This window comes from Pusillimonas sp. (genome assembly GCF_029263785.1).
GTDB lineage: Bacteria > Pseudomonadota > Gammaproteobacteria > Burkholderiales > Burkholderiaceae_B > Pusillimonas.
Genome location: NZ_JAJUFE010000004.1, coordinates 37,351 through 56,700, shown reverse-complemented (window position 1 = coordinate 56,700; position 19,350 = coordinate 37,351). Strand labels below are relative to the sequence as shown.

The 19,350-nt window shown below is 57.4% G+C and carries 19 protein-coding genes and 2 tRNA genes; 10 read left to right on the top strand and 11 right to left on the bottom strand.

The window, feature by feature from the left end; genetic code table 11:
* Nucleotides 1–99: 99 nt before the first annotated feature.
* Nucleotides 100–173 (bottom strand) — tRNA-Cys (locus tag Q1J88_RS02120).
* A gap of 222 nt (nucleotides 174–395) precedes the next feature.
* Here Q1J88_RS02120 and Q1J88_RS02115 point away from each other — a divergent pair.
* On the top strand, nucleotides 396–875 hold the full coding sequence (locus Q1J88_RS02115) for a hypothetical protein (protein WP_301115749.1): 480 nt from the start codon (nucleotides 396–398) through the stop codon (nucleotides 873–875).
* Between the two features lie 8 nt (nucleotides 876–883).
* On the opposite strand, the gene Q1J88_RS02110 is transcribed toward Q1J88_RS02115, so the two are convergent.
* The 3 genes from Q1J88_RS02110 to Q1J88_RS02100 form a co-directional block, all read right to left on the bottom strand.
* Entirely contained in the window at nucleotides 884–1,552 is a 669-nt protein-coding gene (locus Q1J88_RS02110) for a 7-cyano-7-deazaguanine/7-aminomethyl-7-deazaguanine transporter (RefSeq protein ID WP_301115808.1), read from the bottom strand.
* 106 nt (nucleotides 1,553–1,658) lie between these two features.
* On the bottom strand, nucleotides 1,659–2,081 hold the full coding sequence (locus tag Q1J88_RS02105; protein WP_301115748.1) for a MarR family transcriptional regulator: 423 nt from the start codon (nucleotides 2,079–2,081) through the stop codon (nucleotides 1,659–1,661).
* On the bottom strand, nucleotides 2,078–3,979 hold the full coding sequence (locus Q1J88_RS02100; RefSeq protein ID WP_301115747.1) for an FAD-binding monooxygenase: 1,902 nt from the start codon (nucleotides 3,977–3,979) through the stop codon (nucleotides 2,078–2,080). The genes Q1J88_RS02105 and Q1J88_RS02100 overlap by 4 nt, the downstream gene beginning before the upstream one ends.
* A 135-nt stretch (nucleotides 3,980–4,114) precedes the next feature.
* Here Q1J88_RS02100 and Q1J88_RS02095 point away from each other — a divergent pair, with 135 nt between their 5' ends.
* Nucleotides 4,115–4,732, top strand: coding sequence for an ATP-binding cassette domain-containing protein (locus tag Q1J88_RS02095; protein ID WP_301115746.1), 618 nt, complete (start codon nucleotides 4,115–4,117; stop codon nucleotides 4,730–4,732).
* A 5-nt stretch (nucleotides 4,733–4,737) separates the two neighbouring features.
* Here the strand turns inward: Q1J88_RS02095 and Q1J88_RS02090 are convergent, their stop codons facing one another.
* Both Q1J88_RS02090 and Q1J88_RS02085 read right to left on the bottom strand, forming a co-directional pair.
* Complete coding sequence (locus tag Q1J88_RS02090) at nucleotides 4,738–5,346, bottom strand: hypothetical protein (RefSeq protein WP_301115745.1); 609 nt, start codon at nucleotides 5,344–5,346, stop codon at nucleotides 4,738–4,740.
* Nucleotides 5,347–5,498: 152 nt separating this feature from the next.
* Nucleotides 5,499–6,371 carry a LysR family transcriptional regulator gene (locus Q1J88_RS02085; protein WP_301115744.1) on the bottom strand — a complete coding sequence of 291 codons (873 nt, stop codon included), beginning with the start codon at nucleotides 6,369–6,371 and terminating at the stop codon, nucleotides 5,499–5,501.
* A 136-nt stretch (nucleotides 6,372–6,507) separates the two neighbouring features.
* Here Q1J88_RS02085 and Q1J88_RS02080 point away from each other — a divergent pair, with 136 nt between their 5' ends.
* The gene (locus Q1J88_RS02080) at nucleotides 6,508–7,122 is read left to right on the top strand and encodes a glutathione S-transferase family protein (protein ID WP_301115806.1); all 615 of its coding nucleotides are present in this window, start codon (nucleotides 6,508–6,510) and stop codon (nucleotides 7,120–7,122) included.
* A gap of 50 nt (nucleotides 7,123–7,172) precedes the next feature.
* Nucleotides 7,173–7,631 (top strand): VOC family protein, encoded by a 459-nt coding sequence (locus Q1J88_RS02075; protein WP_301115743.1) that lies wholly within the window; start codon nucleotides 7,173–7,175, stop codon nucleotides 7,629–7,631.
* Between the two features lie 241 nt (nucleotides 7,632–7,872).
* Here Q1J88_RS02075 and Q1J88_RS02070 read toward each other — a convergent pair.
* Nucleotides 7,873–7,948, bottom strand: a tRNA-Gly gene (locus Q1J88_RS02070).
* 489 nt (nucleotides 7,949–8,437) lie between these two features.
* Here Q1J88_RS02070 and murB point away from each other — a divergent pair.
* Nucleotides 8,438–9,454 (top strand): UDP-N-acetylmuramate dehydrogenase, encoded by a 1,017-nt coding sequence (gene murB / locus Q1J88_RS02065; protein ID WP_301115742.1) that lies wholly within the window; start codon nucleotides 8,438–8,440, stop codon nucleotides 9,452–9,454.
* 43 nt (nucleotides 9,455–9,497) lie between these two features.
* Here the strand turns inward: murB and dapB are convergent, their stop codons facing one another.
* Entirely contained in the window at nucleotides 9,498–10,289 is a 792-nt protein-coding gene (gene dapB, locus Q1J88_RS02060) for a 4-hydroxy-tetrahydrodipicolinate reductase (protein ID WP_301115741.1), read from the bottom strand.
* Nucleotides 10,290–10,300: 11 nt separating this feature from the next.
* Entirely contained in the window at nucleotides 10,301–10,894 is a 594-nt protein-coding gene (locus tag Q1J88_RS02055; RefSeq protein ID WP_301115805.1) for an outer membrane protein assembly factor BamE, read from the bottom strand.
* A 137-nt stretch (nucleotides 10,895–11,031) separates the two neighbouring features.
* Between Q1J88_RS02055 and fur the strand changes: the two genes are divergently transcribed.
* Complete coding sequence (fur, locus tag Q1J88_RS02050; RefSeq protein WP_301115740.1) at nucleotides 11,032–11,460, top strand: ferric iron uptake transcriptional regulator; 429 nt, start codon at nucleotides 11,032–11,034, stop codon at nucleotides 11,458–11,460.
* Nucleotides 11,461–11,578: 118 nt separating this feature from the next.
* Here fur and recN read toward each other — a convergent pair whose 3' ends face one another.
* The gene (recN, locus tag Q1J88_RS02045) at nucleotides 11,579–13,222 is read right to left on the bottom strand and encodes a DNA repair protein RecN (RefSeq protein WP_301115739.1); all 1,644 of its coding nucleotides are present in this window, start codon (nucleotides 13,220–13,222) and stop codon (nucleotides 11,579–11,581) included.
* 3 nt (nucleotides 13,223–13,225) lie between these two features.
* On the bottom strand, nucleotides 13,226–14,125 hold the full coding sequence (locus Q1J88_RS02040; protein WP_301115738.1) for an NAD kinase: 900 nt from the start codon (nucleotides 14,123–14,125) through the stop codon (nucleotides 13,226–13,228).
* A 112-nt stretch (nucleotides 14,126–14,237) separates the two neighbouring features.
* On the opposite strand from Q1J88_RS02040, the gene hrcA reads away from it, so the two are divergent.
* From hrcA to dnaK, 4 genes are all read left to right on the top strand, one after another.
* Nucleotides 14,238–15,248, top strand: coding sequence for a heat-inducible transcriptional repressor HrcA (hrcA, locus tag Q1J88_RS02035; RefSeq protein ID WP_301115737.1), 1,011 nt, complete (start codon nucleotides 14,238–14,240; stop codon nucleotides 15,246–15,248).
* Nucleotides 15,249–15,364: 116 nt separating this feature from the next.
* Nucleotides 15,365–16,450: a ferrochelatase gene (hemH, locus tag Q1J88_RS02030; protein WP_301115736.1), complete on the top strand. Its 1,086-nt coding sequence runs from the start codon at nucleotides 15,365–15,367 to the stop codon at nucleotides 16,448–16,450.
* Nucleotides 16,451–16,634: 184 nt separating this feature from the next.
* Complete coding sequence (grpE, locus tag Q1J88_RS02025; protein WP_301115735.1) at nucleotides 16,635–17,198, top strand: nucleotide exchange factor GrpE; 564 nt, start codon at nucleotides 16,635–16,637, stop codon at nucleotides 17,196–17,198.
* A 127-nt stretch (nucleotides 17,199–17,325) separates the two neighbouring features.
* Nucleotides 17,326–19,239, top strand: a complete 1,914-nt coding sequence (gene dnaK / locus Q1J88_RS02020) for a molecular chaperone DnaK (protein ID WP_301115734.1) — start codon at nucleotides 17,326–17,328, stop codon at nucleotides 19,237–19,239.
* The last annotated feature ends 111 nt before the right edge of the window (nucleotides 19,240–19,350 follow it).

The following is a 19,350-nucleotide window of genomic DNA, read 5'->3' as shown; positions in this document are numbered from 1 at the left end:
GTGCAGAGCGATCAGCGTGGACGGGGCTTCATAGCCGCGAAATGCACCGAAGCGACTGAAGGATTTTACGGGAACGTTTGCAAGAAAATGCAAGGATGATGGAGGCGCAACTCGGAATCGAACCGGGGTACACGGATTTGCAATCCGCTGCATAACCACTCTGCCATTGCGCCCAAGGACACCGGCTGCTGTATTGCAGGTTGCTTTACAAGCGCGCCTGTTTCAGCTGGTGTTCTTATCTGTTGTCTGGCTTCTGTTACTGCACCCAAGGTTCGCACATATTTCTTTCGTGCTGGGGGCCAAGAAGCCAAGTCCGCTATTATACACAACGGCACAGGCTTTAGTGATCAGTCTCGGCCTGTATTTGCTTACCCTTAATCTGATATGCGCAGGCGATGGATAAAACACTGAATATTTCGATCACTTCCCAGGATTGGCGGGGCGTTGCGCTTTCCAATTTCCTGCTTTCCCCCTTTACCCTTGACGGTATCCTGTTTGCTTCCATCGAAGGTTTCATCCAGGGCATAAAGTTTCCCGAAAGCGACCCGCGTCGTGATCGCGCATTTGTGCTTCACGGTTGGGATGCCAAGAATCTGGGAGCTGAGGCTGATCGCAGCGGAGCATACTGGCAGGGCGAGCGCCTGGAGTATGGTTCGGCGCGGCACCACGCCCTGATCGAACGCGCCATTCGTGCCCGGGTAGCACAGAATGCCGGTTTGGCCCAGGTGTTGCTGTCAACGGTCGGGAGCAAGCTTGTCCACGAGACTGGCGAGGCCGAATCGCCGACAACCTCCCTGCCGGCGACAGTATTCTGCCGCATTCTTGAACAAGTGCGGCACGAACTTCAGGCGACCGGCCGCGTGCGCGCCGAATAAGGCATGAATTACGCGGCACTGGGCAAGGCCGTACCGCGCTTCATCATTCTGACGATGGCGTTCAACGCAATGCCATACATGGGGACAAACAGCAGCAGGCTGACCAACAGCTTGATGACGTAGTCCACCAATGCTATTTCAATCCAGTTGGCTGCCATGAAGGGATTGCTGCTGCGCCAGAACGCGATGCTGAAGAATGCCGCCGTGTCGAATGCCTGGCCCGCCACGGATGCGGCGGCAGGGGCCACCCACCACTGCACATAGCTGCGTCGCATGCGGTCAAACACCTGCACATCCAGTAACTGACCCAACACATACGCGGCAAAACTGGCAAAGGCGATGCGGAACACGAAGGTGTTGAACTCACCCAAAGAGCCGAAACCGTTGAATTGCCCTTCGTGGAACAGGACCGACACGACGTACGATGCTATCAATGCCGGGATCATGGCGCGGGTAATGACGTGACGGGCTTGTGATTTGCCAATGAGCCGGACTGTCAGATCGGTGGCAAGGAAAATGAAAGGAAAGCTGAATGCACCCCAGGTGCTGTGAAAGCCAAACAGGTCGATGGGCAGCTGAACCAGATAATTACTGGCGATGACGACCACTATATGGAAGGCGACGAGGAGGGAAAGATAAAACGATTCCCGCGATTGCGGGTGGGATTGAATTGACATCATGTGCCTTTTTGTTGGATGGGGTTAGGGAACCCATGGAATGCGTGCTGGCATTATACCTGCATGCCGATTTTCGCCGCCAGGCAAGCCGGCACGCGTAGCGATGTCAGTCTTCGAGAAGTCGCAAAAGCAGGGTGCGTAACTGGGTGACCTCGGATGGCGACAAGGTTCGGGTCAGGGCTTCTTCGACCTTGTCAACATGGGGGCGCAGGCGTTTCATTTCGCGCAGGCCTTCAGGGGTGACACGCAGGACGTTTCGACGGCGGTCAGTTTGATCCTGCTCGCGCACAACCAGACCGTGGCGCTCTAGGCGGGCGGCCAGATCTGCTACGGTGGAACGGTCGATTTCAAGCGCGTCGCCCAACTCGCGTTGACTGGCACCCGGCGTCTCGGCCAGAAACGCCAGCGCCGCGAACTGGACGCTGGTAATCGTGGTCGGTACCAGACGCAGCCATTCAGCCGCATGACGCTGCTGCGCACGCCGGATCAGCGATCCGGTGTGCGGCAGGATTTTTGCCAGCTTGCTCACTCGCGGGGCTCGAGCATGAATCGCGCGAAGAACGCCGCCAGCGTGTCGTGTGCATCCAGCGGCAAAACATGCGCGACATATTGGTCGGGTCGCACTAGCACCATAGCCCCTTGTGTACGGTCGACACCGCGCAGGTCAAAAATATTGTCCTTGCCGGGATCGGGACTGAAGACTTTCTCGTAATCGATCAGTCCGAAGCGCCCTTTGCGTGGCAACAGCATGGCCGGGAGCTTGTCGATTGCGATTTCGTGGTGCGGCTGTTGATAGATCGCACGGACGTCGATGATGCTGTCCGGATCGGCTCCGGCGGGAGTGTAACGCCTGACAGGTGATTCGTCAGAGTCGGAGAGCCAGTTCATGAGGCTGTTCAGCTTCGTGGCATCGGCATCGGCGAATGCGTAAAGCCGCCATGCGCCGTCAGCGCGATGCACGTGTCCGAGATGAACGGGCTTGGCATCGGCTACCTGCACAACTGGTGCCGAGTGAAACCGCATGCCGATCGTGTAGCCCTTGGCCAGTGCCTGGTGTTCGTCGGTACCGAATAACGGGCCTGCAGGGTAGTGGGTCGCCAGGCCTGCTGTGTATTGACCCGACCTGACAAAGTATTCCTGCAGTTCGGCCGGATCGACTCCGCCCCGTTCCGGATGCAAGGGGTCTTTCGGTGGCGAGCCCATGATTGCCGACCATTCCTTGTCGAAATCGATCAGCTCTTTGGCAACCGGCTGCCGTTCGGCTGAATACGTGTGAAGCAACGAGGGGTGGGCGCGCCCTTGCAGTACGGCAATGAGCTTCCAGCCCAGGTTGAAGGTATCTTGCATCGAGACGTTCATGCCCTGACCGGCCTTCGCACTGTGGGTATGGCAGGCATCGCCGGCAATGAACACGCGCGGTAACTGGGTATCGACTCGATCGGCAGGTACATCGTCGAACTTGTCGGCAACGCGCTGGCCGACTTCATATACCGAGCTCCACACGACATTCTTGACTTCGAGCGTGTACGGATGAAGGACCTTCTGCGCAATGTCGATCAGCTGATCGGCAGTGGTGTTGCGGATTTCATCGCGTCGGGCAGGGTCCACCACGCCAAGGTCGACGTACAGGCGGACCAGATATCCGCCTTCGCGGGGAATCAGAAGGATGTTGCCTTCGTCTGCCGACTGAATGGCAGCCTTGATGCGGATGTCCGGGAAGTCGGTGACCGCCAGGATATCCATGACGCCCCAGGCGTGGTTGGCAATGTCGCCGTGCAGTTCGCGGCCTATGGATGTTCGTACCACGCTGCGCGCGCCGTCGGTGCCTACAACATACCTGGCACGTATGGTGCGTTCGGGACCGCCTGCGGTGGGACGCATGGTGACCGTTACCGGGTATTCGCCCGAATCGCCGACTTCAACCTTGACGACCTCCAGACCGTAATCCGGCTTGAGGCGGGTAGGCGAGTTTTCCATGTATTGCAGCAGGTACTGCTGCAGACGAGCCTGATTGACGATGACATGCGGCATTTCAGAAAGCTCGGTGGCCGCGTCGTCAACCCGGCCCGTGCGCCTGATATGCGTGCGGTTATTTTCATCCGGGCGCCAGAACACTGTTTCGGTGATCCAGCAGGCTTCGCGAACCAGGCGCGTGGCCAGGCCGAAGGCATCCAGCATTTCGACAGTGCGGCTGGCGACGCCATCAGCGTGCCCAAGCTGCAGAGGGCCTTCGCGTCGTTCGATGATGCGTGTGGTGAAACCAGGAAAACTGGACAATTGGGCAGACAGGATCAAGCCTGCCGGGCCCGAGCCAACGATCAGGACATCGACGGTTTCGGGAAGCTGGTCAGAGGGGTTCTCGAACCCCGGGGCGGGGTCGTGGATTTCGGGGTCACCGAAGCGATAGCCGTTGAGGTAAAACTGCATGGCTGATCTCCGAAAAGGAATTTGAACGAAGTATAAATCTGAAATTGGTTTGTATGCCAACTAATTTACTCCGTACACCAACGAATTCACACTAGGGTTTTCCCGTAAACCATCTGCTTTAGGTAAACTTGGCGCATGTTGCGTATCGAAAACCTTGGCAAACAGTTCGGCGATCATTCACTTTTTCAGGGGTTGAACCTCAGGTTCGGCCCCGGCTGTGTGGCGCTCAGCGAAGAAGAAAGCACCGGGAAAAGCACCTTCCTGTCGCTTGTGGCAGGACGCTTGCCCCTTGGTCAGGGCGATATCTGGATTGACGGGTATTCCATGCGAGAGCAGCCGGAAGCGGCGAAAGGGCGGCTTGCCTATATTCCCGAGGACTGCATGCTTTACCCTGATATGACGGGGCGTGAGATGTTCGAAAAGGTGGCGGCCCAGAGGAGCGCGTCGGTCGGCCAGGAGGTTCTCGATCTGGCTGCGCAACTCGAATTGGAACCGCACCTCGAGAAGCGTTTCGAGCAGATGTCCACCGGCACGCGACGAAAAGTCTTTCTGGCTGCAGCTGCGCTTGGGACGCCGTCGGTGGTCGTGGCTGACGGACCCACCAATGGGGTGGACTCACGCGCATGTACGGTACTGGCAGACCTGTTCAGAAAGTGGGCGCAAGACAGGGTGGTGCTTTTTGCGAGTTACGATGCCCAGTTTGTGGCGGCTTGCCAGGCGAAGCACCTGGCCCTTAAAAACGCGCAGCGATAAGCCCTTTAGCCGGTCGCGCCGGCTGCCTGTTCGCCCTGCAGCCACCGCTGATATGCCGCACGAGTTTCATCCGACACGGATTCAAGCACCTTTTGGTAATCCACTTTATGACGCAGCATCAGTCGCGCATCTGCCACCCCGCGTGACTTGCAAAACCAGTGGCAGCTGTGCTGCAGCAGGTACAGCTCGGCGGACAACTGATAGGCCCGGGATTTCGGGTCGAGGCCGGCCTCGTTGTCCACGACGCGGCGCAGGCCCGCTGCATGGATCTGCAACAGCTTTCGAAAGTCCCGCGTCATCGAAGGAGCGAGTCGCTCGATGTAAGGCACTGTGAATGGCAGCCTGCCCATGGCTGTCGCTTGCGCGCTCTCCTTTTGCATGGAGTCGGCAAGGGCTCTTCCCTGTGCAGCAAGGGCCTGTTCCGTCGGGGCGAAAGTTTCCAGGACCTGAAGCTGGCGAGCCTCGGTGTCTTCATGGATCGCGCGCATGTAACCTTGCGTCAGCGTTTCCATATGACGCTCTAGTTGCAGTGTCGAAAGATGGCGCCCAAGCAGGGCAATGCGGCTACGCTGGTAATGTGTCCGCAAAATCAGCCAGGCAATGAAGGCTGTCAATATAACTGCTGTTGTGTCCATAATGATTCAGGGCGGTATCCAAAGCACTCTGCCGTCTGGCGCGGCAACGCCGCCCATCATACAAGATGCCGGTTCGGCTGCTTTCGCAATGTCAAAGCAAGCAACTTGCGACTATTTGATGACCACAGCCCTTACAGGGACGTGCCGCGCAACTGCCGCTTTGCCACTTCAATGAATGCGCGAACATTCGGATGATTTTTTCGCCCACTATGAAACAGCAGCGAAATAGGCAGGGCCGGTGCCACGTCCCCGACCACTACGCGCTCTAATTTCCCGGAAGCGATTTCCCTGGCGACCTGGTATGAAAGCGTTCTGACCACACCCAGCCCTGCAACCGCCGCGGACACTGCTGCATCCATATTGTTGACTGATATCCTTACGCCGTGACCATAACGTCGCTGCGCCTCGAGCCCCCATCCGCTGTTCGGTCCGCTTTCATCTTCCAGCCAGATGAGGTCGTGGTGGTGGAGGTCGTCCATAGAGCTGGGCTTGCCTTTTCTTGCGATGTAGTCGGGGCTCGCGCTGAATACCCTGCGCACTTCGCCCAGTCGCAACATATGCAGGGAACTGTCAGGAAGGTTGGCGATGCGTACCGCCATATCCACGCCTTCATCCACAAGATTCACGACTCGATCCAACAGAAGCAGCTTGATCTGAAGACTGGGGTATAGCTGCAGAAGTTCTACAACGACCGGTAAAACATGTTGGCGGCCAAACATTACCGGTGCGGTGATGGTCAGCGTACCGCGCGGGGTCGATTGCCCGATGCGTACGGTGTCGAAAGCCAGATCAATATCGGCAATGCCCGACTTGCATCGAGCGAGAAATTCCGCGCCTTCATCGGTAAGGCGAACACTACGTGTCGTGCGTAGTAACAGCTGTACTCCCAACTCGCCCTCAAGTGCCGAAATCGCCCGGGAGACGGTGGTCGGTGACAGGTTCAGTCGCCGTCCGGCCTCGGCGAAACCGGAGTGTTCCGCCACCGTAATAAAGGTCCTCAGCATGCGTAGCCTGTCCATCTTTTGCCTTGCGCTCCGGTGATTATCGACTAAAGACGCAACAATGAAATGCCATTTGAACGGATTCTCTCAAGGGTAGACAAGGCACATAATGAACCCGTCGAACAGGAGGACACCCGTCATGAAGCTTTATTACTTTCCGTTGTCTGGCCACGCTCACCGAGCCAAACTTTTTTTATCGCTGGCAGGAATCGAACACGAGACCGTGAATGTTGATCTGGCAGCCGGCGCCCAACGCCAACCTGAGTACCTTGCGCTCAATGCCTTTGGTGAGGTCCCTGTGCTGGACGATAACGGCACCATTATTTCAGACTCGCTTGCCATTATGGTCTATTTGGCACGAAAGATCGGTCCGTCCCATTGGTTGCCGGATGACCCCGTCGTAGAAGCCGAAATACAGCGGTGGTTCTCAGTAGCCGCTGGAAAGATAGCGTTCGGCCCGTGCGCTGCACGTCTGGTGGCGTTGTTCGGCGCGCCTTTCAACACCGAAGAAGTGATCGGTCGCTCGCACGCGACCCTGCTGGTGATGGAGGAAACCCTGGCAAACAGGGCATGGATTGCGGGCACCCAGCAGCCCACGCTCGCTGATCTGGCTTTGTACAGCTATGTCGCGCGTGCACCCGAAGGCAATATCGACCTCTCCGCCTATCCCAATGTACGTGCGTGGCTGGGGTACGTCGAGCAACTGCCCCGTTTCGTTCCTTTTCAGTCAGCGGGAGCCGGTATTACGGCCTGAGTCCGTGTGATTTGGGCGCATTTCTTTCGTAAATTTGATCTGGAGTTTTTATGCGTTTTGACACTCTTTACCTTGATCATGTCGGCATTCGCGTCACCGACCTGGCCAGGTCTGAGGCTTTTTATTCCAAACTGGGTTTTGTTCGCGACCCGGATGAGTTCTCGCCAAAGGACAAGGCCTGCGGACTGATACACCCGACTGGCCTGAGGATACACCTGATCTTCAACGGCGAAGCGGCCACTGAAGGCAACGTGCTGCTGGATGCGCCAATCAAGCGCCCCGGCTACACGCACGCGGCCTTTATTATCGACAGCATGGATGAGCTTGTAGCCTGGCTTGATCGTGAAAACATTGAAATCAAGGAAGGTCCCGCACAGCTTGGTCATGGACGCAGAAACGTCTGCTTCATCCGTGATCCCGACTTGAATGTTCTCGAATTCAACGAAATCCTGAATACCCAGAAGGTGAAATCCGGGTATGCGCAAGCAGTACAAGAGGCGGCGGGATGACAATTGCGCGATCATGGCGTGCGTTATAGACGCCGGCCTGAATCATGAATTATTGATGGTGGCCATGGGGTAAACGCCGATTGGGCGCCGCCGCTGCGCTGTCTCGGATTCAGTCACTAACGGTGTCACTAACGGTTTCAGGCAATAAGATTCGGGCAATAAGATCCAGGCAATAAAAAAGGGTCCGTAAGGACCCTTTTTAGTAAATGCAGCCTGTTTGACGTGCTGCATTTTAAAATGCTGGAGCGGGAAACCGGTCTCGAACCGGCGACCTCAACCTTGGCAAGGTTGCGCTCTACCAACTGAGCTATTCCCGCGTTTGGAAAGCAAGAAATTATATCCTACTTTTTTTACTGCTGCAAATTTGTTGCTGCCATTTGGCTGCAATAAATTCGCTGCTGCAATTTGCGCTGTTGCAATTCGCGTTTTCGCAGCTTTTGCAATCAGCAGCCCTTTGCAATTGGCTTTCGCAATTTGCACTTGGTCAGTTGCCAGTCTTTACGACTAACCATACTACCCAGGCAAACTGCTTAAAGGCCTTTTGCCTACAGCTAAGGCCCTTTGCCTGCAGCTTTTAGTGGCTAGCACCAAAGAACAAAACTATAGCATAAATTTTGTCGTTTTAGCAATCCGTCCAACTTTTTTTTGGTTTAAAGCAGCACGGCGGGTCACTTGCTCATATGGCGTTTTTTCTTTACCAAATCGCGCACAGGGGCAGTTCAAGCGCTGCAATAAGCGCCACTGTGCCAAACATGCGACCGTGCCGTCGATTATCATCGTTCTTTTTACCCGTGTTGAATTCCACCGTGCTGACTTCCGTTCCCAACGAGGATCTATCCGCCTTCAATACCTTGGGCCTGCCAAGTCGTGCAGAGGCGCTCGTCCGTTTCATCGATCCGGCGCAGATTGATGAATTGTCTGCTCTGGCTCAAAGTTACAAGAATGTCTTTGTGTTGGGCGGGGGCAGTAACGTCGTTCTTGGTGCCCGTGTCTCCGGCCTGGTCATCAAGGTGGAGACGCGCGGTCTTCAGATGGTGGACGACAATGCCGACGAGATTGTTGTCGAGGTGCAGGCCGGGGAAAACTGGCACGGTTTCGTTTCGCACTGTGTTGGGCAGGCGTGGCACGGCATCGAAAACCTGGCCTTGATTCCGGGTACGGTGGGTGCAGCTCCGGTCCAGAATATCGGCGCGTATGGCGTAGAGCTGGACCAGTGCTTTCACAGCCTGGTGGCCTGGAACTTTCGTACGGGCCGCAAGGTGGAACTGGGACCGGGCGATTGCGAGTTTGCGTATCGGGACAGCCTGTTCAAACGATCAGAACCGGGAAGCTGGCTCATTCTGGCCCTCAGGCTGAGGCTGTCGCGAAAATGGCGTCCGGTACTGAACTACCCGGCACTCAGACAGGCCTTGCCTGACACCGGTGCAAAGCCGTCCGCACAACAGGTTTTCGATGCAGTGTGTGCAGTTCGGCGAAGCAAGCTGCCCGACCCGGAGGTACTGGGCAACGCCGGCAGTTTCTTCAAGAATCCTGTTGTTGACGCTGCCAGTTACAGGCGCATCGCCGATAATGAGCCCGATCTGGTTGCATACCCGCAGTCTGATGGCACATATAAGCTGGCAGCAGGATGGCTGATTGATCGGGCTGGATGGAAAGGGCGCCGACTGGGGCCTGCCGGGGTGCACGATCGTCAGGCCCTTGTCCTGGTCAACCACGGTGGCGCCACAGCCGACGATATTCATCGTTTGGCCATGGCGATCACCACTGACGTGTTTGAACAGTTCGGGGTCAAACTCGAGCAAGAGCCGGTTGACGTCAGGTAGCCGCTTTTGCCAGTCGGGGCGTGGGCCCGATAAGCGTCGCTTTTTATGCGGACAGGACGTCCTGCATGTCGAACAGGCCGAACTCCTTGCGGGCGAGGTAGCGGGCGGCGCGCAAGCTGCCTTGCGCGTAAGTGGCGCGGCTGCCTGAGCGGTGTGTGATCTCGATGCGCTCGCCTTCACCGCAGAAATATACGGTGTGGTCGCCCACGATGTCGCCACCCCGTACGACTGAAAAACCGATACGCCCGCTTTCGCGAGCACCCGTGTGGCCATGGCGTGCCCAATCGGCGATGTCGTCCAGCTTGCGGCCCCAGGCATTGGCGACGGTCTCGCCCATTGCCAGCGCGGTGCCCGATGGGGCGTCAACCTTGTGGCGGTGATGCGCCTCAAAAACTTCTACATCGTAGCCGCTGTTGAGCAATTTTGCGGCCATATCCAGCAGCTTGAGGGTGGCGTTGACGCCGACACTCATGTTGGGGGCGAAGACAATGGCAATTTTTTGGGCTGCGGCCTGAATTGCCTGTTTGCCCGCTTCGTCGAAGCCCGTGGTTCCGATAACGCATTTGACGCCCAGGCCCGCGCACACCTGAAGGTGATTGAGGGTTCCTTCGGGACGGGTGAAGTCGATAAGGCAGTCGGCATCCTTGAGCGTTTCGAGGTTGTCGGTGATCAGAACGCCAGTTTCCCGACCGAGAAACGCCCCGGCGTCCTGGCCAAGGCAGGGTGATCCGGCGCGATCGAGTGCGACGGTGAGGTTCAGGTCGTCGGAAGCCAGAACGGCTTCAATCAGCATGCGGCCCATGCGGCCATCGGCACCTGCAATTGCTATGCGCATGGTGTAAATCCTTAGCGTAACGGTTGGGAGCCCGGTTCGGTAGGCAAGTTGCTCTGAAGAACCGAAGGGGTATCCAGGCCCGCGGGGACTGCGCGCGACTCGCGAATTGCCGCTGCATTCTCGGCCTCTTCGGGCGATGTCAGGCGGTTTTCATCGTCGGGCGCAGATGCTGGACGGGTTTCTGTGGGTGCGGACGTCTCGTTATCTGCTGCCGTGGAGCCGCTGGTCTGGGCCGGAACCTGGAAGGGCTGGTAATCGGGCTGTTCATCGCCATCCCAGCGAACCAGAATGTCATTCTCGAACCAGACCGTGAAGTGACGTGCCTCGGCTTGGCCATAACCCGGTTTGTTATAGTAGGGATAGTCCCAGCGGTCGGCATGGAAGATATCTTGCAGTGTAGGCGTACCCAGTACATAGCGTACCTGCTCGCGCGACATGCCGCGCTCGAGTCTGGCCACTTGTTCGGCCGTTACCCAGTTACCCTGCTGCACGTCTGCGCGATACGGGAACCCCCATTTCGTGCTTCCGCACGCAGACAACGCTGCCGCCAACGCGCATACAGCTATGCTGTTGCGCAGAATTAAAGCCAATGGTTTTGCAGTCATCAGCACGAAGTGCCCCTGTTATTGAACTCGAGTAAAACCGTTATCATAAAGGCATAACAAGAAACGCGTCACAGCATCTGTCCGAGCCAGGCTTCCCGCCTGGTCAATATTGATTTTCTGCCAGAGCTATTTTATCTATGAACGACCAGAATGAATTGAAGAATATGGGCTTGAAAGCGACCTTCCCGCGTCTCAAGATTCTCGATATTTTTCGCAAGGCCGACGAGCGCCATCTTAGCGCTGAAGATGTGTATCGAGCCTTGATCAACGAAGACGTGGACATCGGTCTGGCGACCGTGTATCGCGTTCTCACGCAGTTTGAACAGGCCGGCATCCTGGTTCGCAGTCAGTTTGACGGCGGCAAGGCTGTGTTCGAACTTAACGACGGCGATCATCACGATCACCTGATCTGTACGAATTGCGGCAAGGTTGTTGAGTTTTCTGATACCGATATCGAAAAACGCCAGCACAAGATCGCCAAGGACCACGGCTTTGCCCTTGAAAGCCATACGATGCTGCTTTATGGCATTTGTCCTGATTGCACCACCAAAGGCAAGGTCGCGTAGGCGCTTGCCTGGCACTTGGGCAGCCTGATTCAGGCAACTGCCAAGTGCATGCTACAGATGGCTGTGACGAAATCGCGCACCAGAAGCAGTGTCGCCAGACTGCTTTTGGGGCGCGATTTTATTGAGAGAGCATTTCGCGGGCGTGCTTGCGGGTCGTGTCGGTAATCTTGAGACCGCCGAGCATTCGTGCTACTTCGTCGACCCGGGCTTCGGTGCCCAGCAGCTGAATGCTGGACAGCGTGGTGCCCTGATCAAGGGCCTTGCTGACTTCGTAATGGTGGTCGCCGCAGGCTGCAACCTGTGGCAGATGCGTGACGCACAGTACCTGATGGCGTGTACCCAATTCGCGCAGCAGGCGCCCCACCACTTCGGCTACTGCTCCACCGACCCCGGTATCCACTTCATCAAAAATAAGCGTGGGCACGCGTGCGGCCTGGCTGGCTATTACCGACAGCGCCAACGACAGGCGGGCCAGTTCTCCACCCGAGGCTACCTTGGCCAAGGGACGTGGAGTAACTCCTGCATGCCCGGCTACAAGGAACTCGACCGTTTCGTTGCCATGCCCCGAGGGTGCAGTGGATTCCAGCGAGATGTCGAAGCGGCCACCCTGCATGGCAAGGGTTTGCATTGCCTCGGTGACTTGCTTGGCAAGTTTCTTGGCTGCTTTCTTTCGCGCGGCGCTGAGCTGCCCGGCCAGTTGATGGTATTGGTCTTTTGCCTTGTCAACCTGCAGCGCCATGGCGGCCAGGTCGCCTGCGCTATCCAACTGGGCCAGCTGTGCGTTAAGGTCGTCGAGCACCAGGGGCAATGCTTCGGGCTCGACCTTGAATTGGCGCGCCGCCTCGAAAAGTGCAGACATGCGCTGCTCGGCCTGCGCCAGAGAGTCGGGGTCGAGTTCGAGCCGGTCGAGATAGCTGTTGAGGTCGGACACGGCCTCGGAGGCAGCAATGCGGGCCGACTCAAGCGCGTCGCATATGCCCTGCAAATTGGGGTCGTGTCGCAGCAAGGGCTGTAACCGATGCAGGGCGGCACCAAGATACAGCTGGGCAGAGCTTTCGTCGTTATCGAGCGCGGCCAGTGCCTGCGTGGCACCTTCGAGCAGTGCCTGGGCATGAGCGAGCCGATTCTGGCTGGCGCTAAGCGATTCCCATTCGCCCTCGCGCGGGTTGAGTCGGCCGAGTTCGCCAATTTGCCATTCGAGACGTTCGCGTTCGGTTTGCAGGGCCTCTTGGTTGTCGCGAGCTTTCTGAAACGCCTTTTGGGCTTGTTGCCAAGCTTGCCAGGCAAGTAACGTATCGTGAGCCAGGGCCTGATGCCCGCCCTGGGCGTCGAGCATGTCGCGTTGACTGGCCGGTCGAATCAGGCTTTGATGAGCATGCTGGCCATGAATGTCGATCAGGGATTCGCCCAGCGTTCGCAACTGCGCCAGAGTTGCCGGCGTGCCGTTGACATACGCACGACTGCGCCCACTGTTGTCGATGACCCGGCGTAAAACCAGCGCGTCATCGGGATCGAAATCGAGATCGAGAAGCGGCTGTCGCAGTGCCGGCGGTACGTCGAACACTGCGCTGATATCGGCCCGTTCGGCGCCTTGCCGAATGGAAGCGGCGTCGCCGCGGGCTCCCAGGGCAAGCGAAAGGGCGTCGATGAGAATGGATTTGCCAGCCCCTGTCTCGCCGGAAAAGACCGTAAAACCGGACTCGAACTGAATCTCGGCCTGGTCGACGATAACGAAGTCACGAATGTGAAGGCTGCGCAGCATGGTTTACTCGGTGTCGTCTGTCAGTAGAGGCATGCGATTCCAGTGCAGCTTGCGCCGCAGTGTGGAGAAAAAACTGTACCCCGCGGGGTGAACGAATTGAAGAGTGTCGTTGGCGCGCCGAACGTCGATGCGATCGCCCGGCTGGCAGTCGGACCAGCTTTGCATGTCGAAATGCACGCTTGCGCCGGACTCGACCCGGCCCAGCGCGGTGATGGTCATGCTGAGCAGGCCGCTGTCAGGGATGACGATAGGGCGATTGGAAAGGGTTTGAGGCGCAACCGGCACCAGAACGATGGCATTGAGCTGCGGGTGAAGGATGGGGCCGTTCGCCGACAGGGCATATGCAGTGGAGCCCGTTGGCGTGGAGACGATCAGGCCGTCGGCCCGCTGGTTATACATGAATGAGCCATCGAGCTCGATATGCAGTTCGATCATGCCGCCGCGACCCGCACGATTGATGACGACATCGTTCAGGGCAAGGCCCGAAAACATGACTTCGTCGCCGCGCACGACGCGGCCTTCAAGAAGGATGCGGTCTTCGATTTCAAAATCGCCTTCGATGACTCGGGCGAGCGCACTGGTGGCATCTTGCAACGGTATATCGGTGATGAACCCCAGCCGGCCGTGGTTGATGCCTATGAGTGGAACCTTATATGGCGCCAGAAGGCGGCCGGCTCCGAGCATGGTGCCGTCGCCGCCCATGACCACGGCCAAGTCGGCGGTTTCTCCGATTTGGCGATAATCGGCGATGGGCAGATCGGTAATGCCGGTGTTTTGAGCAGTGTCGGCTTCTATCATTACCTGGCAGCCCGCTGCAGACAGCGTGGCGCACAGTTCGCGCAATGGACCGTCCAGGCCGCTGTCCTGGTACCTGCCAATAAGCGCGACGGTTTTAAAATGCATGAGTGAAGCCTTCTGTTGTTGGTTTTGGGTAAGATAGACCTGATTATAAGTTCCCGGGAGCCTTCGCTGCCTGTGGAAAACACTTAACCATCAGGGCGCATACGAGATGCCAATGGATGATCGAGCCAAAGCGCTGTTGAAAGCGCTGATAGAACGTTACATTGCCGACGGTCAGCCGGTGGGCTCGCGCACGTTGTCGAAAATGTTCGACCTGTCGCCGGCCACCATCCGCAACGTCATGGCCGACCTCGAAGAGCTCGGGCTCATACACAGCCCCCACACATCTGCGGGGCGTGTTCCCACGCCGCGCGGGTACCGCATGTTTGTCGATAAATTGCTTGCGGTACAGCGGTTCGAAGTGTTGCAGCCCAGCGAGATTCTCGAGATGTTGCCGGCGGCCGAACCCAGTCGTGCCATAAGCGCAGCGGCCACATTGTTGTCGAATCTGAGCCAGTTCGCGGGAGTGGTACTGGCGCCCAAGCGCGCCCAGGTTTTCCGGCAGATCGAATTCATTCGCCTTTCCGAGAAGCGTGTACTGCTGATTATCGTCACCCCGGACGGTGATGTGCAAAATCGCATTCTTTTCGTACAACGCGATTATCTCGAGCAAGAGCTTCTGGAAGCCAGCAACTTTTTCAACCAGCATTTTGCTGGCATGTCGTTCGACGAGGTCCGTGTGGCAATCGCCGACGAACTTTCCAGCCTGCAGGCCGACATTTCACGGCTGATGCAGGCGGCCGTCGAAGCGGGCACGGCCACCGAGGATAACGACGACGCCGTCGTTATTTCTGGCGAGAGCAAATTGCTCGAGGTAACCGAGCTGGCTTCCGACATGGATCGCCTGCGTCGAATGTTTGCCTTGTTCGAGAAGAAAACCGATCTGCTGCAACTGCTCGACGTTTCAAGCCGTGCGCAGGGCGTGCAGATATATATTGGCGGCGACTCACAGTTGCTGCCCATGGAAGACGTTTCTGTCATTACCGCCCCTTATGGGGTTGACGGAAAAGTGGTCGGTACACTCGGTGTAATCGGTCCTACCCGCATGGCATACGAAAGGGTTATCCCGATCGTCGACATTACCTCACGCCTTTTGTCGAACGCTCTCAGTCATAACCATTCGTAGCGCAGGGTGGGGGTACTATCCCGTTTAGTTTGAAGCGGGCACTGAAGTGCCCGCTTTAGCAGTTCTTGTTTAAATTTCAGCTGCCCGGCGTATGGGCAGCTTTTTCCTGACTTTCTATGCCGGCCTTATTTTCGTCCCGCTTTCAGAGCGAGCCGGTCGACGAGCAAGCGTTTGCCGACCAGCCCGAGCCTCGTCCTCCCGGACCGCTCGGTGTCCTGCTGATCAATCTGGGTACCCCGGATGCTCCCGAAGCGTCGGCAATACGGCGTTACCTGGCCGAGTTCTTATCCGATCCCCGGGTAATAGAATTGCCGTCGATACTGTGGCAACCCATTCTCAGGGGCGTGATCCTTACCTCAAGACCCCGCAAGCTCGTGCCTCGTTATGCCCAGATATGGCACGAGCGAGGCTCACCTTTGCTGGTATGGAGCGTGTCACAGGGCCAGGCAGTGGAACGTGAACTGCGAGCTCGCGCAGTAGACGCGCGCGTCGAGGTGGGCATGCGATACGGTCGGCCGGCCCTGTCCGATACCATTGAGCGTCTGCGCAGCGCCGGATGTGATCGAATTCTTGTGGTACCGATGTATCCCCAGTATGCTGCCTCGACTACGGCGACGGCAGTGGATGCCGTGGGTGCTTATGCAGCACGCTTGCGCAATCAGCCCGAATTGCGATTTATCAAGCGGTTTCACACCGAGCCGGAATACATCGATGCGCTTGCGGCCAGTGCCGAGCGACACTGGGCACAGCACGGCGTGCCTCAAAAATTGCTGCTCAGCTTTCACGGCCTGCCGCGTGCTGTCGTCGAAAAAGGCGACCCCTATCGACGCGATTGCATGGAAACAGCCGTCTTGCTTGCCCGCAGGCTGGGCCGTGGTGCCCATTTCGTTCACGTTGCATTTCAGAGTCGTTTTGGTGCTCAGCAATGGCTGGAGCCGTATACCGAACCTACCTTGCGCCAATGGGCCAGGCAGGGAGTCAGCCACGTCGACGTCATGTGCCCGGGGTTTCTGGCTGACTGCATCGAAACTCTCGAAGAAATTGATATCGAGTGCCGGGAAGCCTTTCTGGCAGAAGGCGGCGAACGCTTTTCGCTCATTCCGTGCCTGAATGACGACGAGCAGTGGGGGCGGGGTTTTGCGGCAATCATCGAGCGCCACCTGCAGGGATGGATTCCGGGCACAGGCGCCACTTCGCAATAATCAGGCTTGGGCATCTCGCGTTGCCTGCGAGAACAGGGGCCGGTTCCTTCGTGTGTACTGATTTTTCCAGGTGTCTGGAGCCAATTCGGGTCAACGGGCGAAATTCCAGGCTTAACAGACTTGAAATGGGGGTATCAGCCCCCATTTCCTTTTGAACGCATCTATAGCAATTGGAGAATCCTTTATGTCGGCACCGAATCAACCCATTGATCCCAAAGAAGAAAATCAATCCGTTGATGCTTCCGGGCAGCCCGAGGAAACCACCGGCCAGCCGGAACTCGAAGAAGATCTTGCTGCGCAGCTTGAGCAGGCGCAGGCGCAGGTAGCGCAGTATTACGACGAACTGCTCCGAGCCAAGGCCGAGGTCGAGAACATTCGACGTCGCGCCCAGGAAGATGTGGTCAAGGCACGCAAATTCGGCACGGAGGCGTTCGCTGAAAGCCTGGTGCCGGTTCGGGACAGTCTCGAGGCGGCCCTGGCGGCAAGCGACCAGACTCCCGAGTCGTGGCGTGAGGGGGTCGAAGTCACGCTTCGGCAGTTGACCTCGGCGTTTGAGCGCAATCTGCTTAAAGAAGTGGCGCCCGAACCCGGCGAGAAATTCGACCCGAACATTCACCAGGCCATCTCTACGGTGCCGTCCGAATTCGAAGAGGGTTGTGTGGTAGAGCGGCTGCAAAAGGGCTACACAATTGCCGAGCGGGTATTGCGTCCCGCATTGGTGACAGTGTCGTCCGGCAAGGCGGCTTGAAAAACCTCAAGACGCCCCAATATTAGAAACATTCCCAGGGTGCCGTTCGGTTGATTGGGTATCCGGGATCGATCAACCAAACGGCACACCAAACAGTTTCAAGAATCCATTTTCAGGGTTAAAGATTATGAGCAAAATCATTGGCATCGACCTTGGCACAACCAATAGTTGTGTAGCTGTGCTTGACGGCGGCAAGGTTCGAATCATCGAAAACGCCGAGGGTGCGCGTACTACGCCCTCTATCGTGGCCTACCTGCAGGACGGCGAAATTCTGGTTGGCGCCGCTGCAAAGCGTCAGGCCGTCACCAATCCCGCGAATACCTTGTATGCGGTCAAGCGACTGATCGGACGCAAGTTTGACGAGCCGGCCGTCCAGAAAGACATCGACCTGATGCCTTACAAGATCATCAAGGCCGAAAACGGCGACGCCTGGGTCGAGGCCCAGGGCAAGAAGCTGGCACCTCCGCAGGTGTCGGCCGATGTTCTGCGCAAAATGAAAAAGACCGCCGAAGATTATCTTGGCGAAGAAGTTACCGAGGCCGTGATTACGGTACCGGCGTATTTCAACGACAGTCAGCGCCAGGCCACCAAGGATGCCGGTCGTATTGCCGGTCTTGATGTCAAGCGCATCATTAACGAGCCGACTGCGGCCGCGCTGGCATTTGGTATGGACAAGGCCGAGAAGGGCGACCGCAAGATTGCCGTTTACGACTTGGGCGGCGGTACTTTTGACGTCTCCATCATCGAGATCGCTGATGTCGACGGCGAGAAGCAATTCGAAGTGCTGTCCACCAATGGTGACACCTTCCTGGGTGGTGAGGACTTCGACCAGCGCCTCATCGATTACATCATCGACGAGTTCAAGAAGGAAAGCGGAGTCGACCTTTCCAAGGACGTTCTCGCCCTGCAGCGCCTGAAGGAATCCGCCGAGAAGGCCAAGATTGAGCTTTCGTCTGCACAGCAGACCGAAATCAACCTGCCCTACATTACGGCTGATGCTTCGGGCCCGAAGCACCTCAATCTCAAGTTGACGCGTGCCAAGCTTGAAGCCCTTGTCGAAGAACTCATCGAGCGCACGATCGAGCCCTGCCGCATCGCGATCAAGGATGCAGGTATCAAGGTCGGCGACATCGATGACGTCATCCTGGTCGGCGGCATGACCCGCATGCCCAAGGTGCAAGAGAAAGTCAAAGAGTTCTTTGGCCGCGAGCCTCGCAAGGACGTCAACCCCGACGAAGCTGTGGCTGCTGGTGCCGCCATTCAGGGTTCGGTCCTGTCGGGCGACCGCAAGGATGTGCTGCTGCTTGACGTGACTCCCTTGTCTCTGGGTATCGAGACCCTGGGCGGTGTCATGACCAAGATGATCCACAAGAACACCACGATTCCTACGCGTTTCTCGCAGGTGTTCTCGACGGCTGACGACAACCAGCCCGCAGTGACGATCAAGGTTTTCCAGGGCGAGCGCGAAATTGCTGCCGGCAACAAGGCATTGGGTGAGTTCAATCTCGAGGGCATTCCGCCTGCAGCTCGCGGTGTGCCGCAAATCGAGGTGACCTTCGACATCGACGCCAACGGTATCCTGCATGTGTCCGCGAAGGACAAGGGTACTGGCAAAGAGAACAAGATCACCATCAAGGCCAACTCCGGTCTGACCGAAGAAGAGATCGAGCGCATGGTCAAGGATGCCGAAGCCAACGCCGAAGAAGACCACCGCCTCGCGGAACTGGCTCAGGCGCGCAACCAGGGCGACGCCTTGCTGCACTCGACGCGCAAATCGCTCGAAGAGCATGGTGACAAGCTTGAGGCTGCCGAGAAGGAAGCTATCGAAACCGCCCTCAAGGAGCTCGAAGAGACGCTCAAGGACGGTGACAAGGCAGCGATCGACGCCAAGGTCGAAGCACTTGCCACTGCCTCGCAGAAGCTTGGCGAAAAGATGTATGCCGACATGCAGGCCCAGCAAGGGGCGCAAGACGCAGCCGAAGCCAAGCCGGCCGATGAGGATGTGGTCGATGCCGACTTCAAAGAAGTCAAGCGCGACTAATACGTTGTTCTAGCGGTTGAAGGCCCGGTCCTTCGGTGTCCGATCTGTCAACAGAAACATGGGGAAACCCTGATTCGTCGGCAGGTCCAAACCGGAGGCCGGGCATTGTTG

Bases quoted from the DNA above. Each gene is read 5' to 3' on its own strand.
- Q1J88_RS02115 (WP_301115749.1), top strand. From the start codon at position 396: ATGGATAAAACACTGAATATTTCGATCACTTCCCAGGATTGGCGGGGC.
- Q1J88_RS02110 (WP_301115808.1), bottom strand. From the start codon at position 1,552: ATGTCAATTCAATCCCACCCGCAATCGCGGGAATCGTTTTATCTTTCC.
- Q1J88_RS02100 (WP_301115747.1), bottom strand. From the start codon at position 3,979: ATGCAGTTTTACCTCAACGGCTATCGCTTCGGTGACCCCGAAATCCAC.
- Q1J88_RS02095 (WP_301115746.1), top strand. From the start codon at position 4,115: ATGTTGCGTATCGAAAACCTTGGCAAACAGTTCGGCGATCATTCACTT.
- Q1J88_RS02085 (WP_301115744.1), bottom strand. From the start codon at position 6,371: ATGCTGAGGACCTTTATTACGGTGGCGGAACACTCCGGTTTCGCCGAG.
- Q1J88_RS02080 (WP_301115806.1), top strand. From the start codon at position 6,508: ATGAAGCTTTATTACTTTCCGTTGTCTGGCCACGCTCACCGAGCCAAA.
- Q1J88_RS02075 (WP_301115743.1), top strand. From the start codon at position 7,173: ATGCGTTTTGACACTCTTTACCTTGATCATGTCGGCATTCGCGTCACC.
- dapB (WP_301115741.1), bottom strand. From the start codon at position 10,289: ATGCGCATAGCAATTGCAGGTGCCGATGGCCGCATGGGCCGCATGCTG.
- Q1J88_RS02055 (WP_301115805.1), bottom strand. From the start codon at position 10,894: ATGACTGCAAAACCATTGGCTTTAATTCTGCGCAACAGCATAGCTGTA.
- fur (WP_301115740.1), top strand. From the start codon at position 11,032: ATGAACGACCAGAATGAATTGAAGAATATGGGCTTGAAAGCGACCTTC.
- recN (WP_301115739.1), bottom strand. From the start codon at position 13,222: ATGCTGCGCAGCCTTCACATTCGTGACTTCGTTATCGTCGACCAGGCC.
- Q1J88_RS02040 (WP_301115738.1), bottom strand. From the start codon at position 14,125: ATGCATTTTAAAACCGTCGCGCTTATTGGCAGGTACCAGGACAGCGGC.
- hrcA (WP_301115737.1), top strand. From the start codon at position 14,238: ATGGATGATCGAGCCAAAGCGCTGTTGAAAGCGCTGATAGAACGTTAC.
- hemH (WP_301115736.1), top strand. From the start codon at position 15,365: ATGCCGGCCTTATTTTCGTCCCGCTTTCAGAGCGAGCCGGTCGACGAG.
- grpE (WP_301115735.1), top strand. From the start codon at position 16,635: ATGTCGGCACCGAATCAACCCATTGATCCCAAAGAAGAAAATCAATCC.
- dnaK (WP_301115734.1), top strand. From the start codon at position 17,326: ATGAGCAAAATCATTGGCATCGACCTTGGCACAACCAATAGTTGTGTA.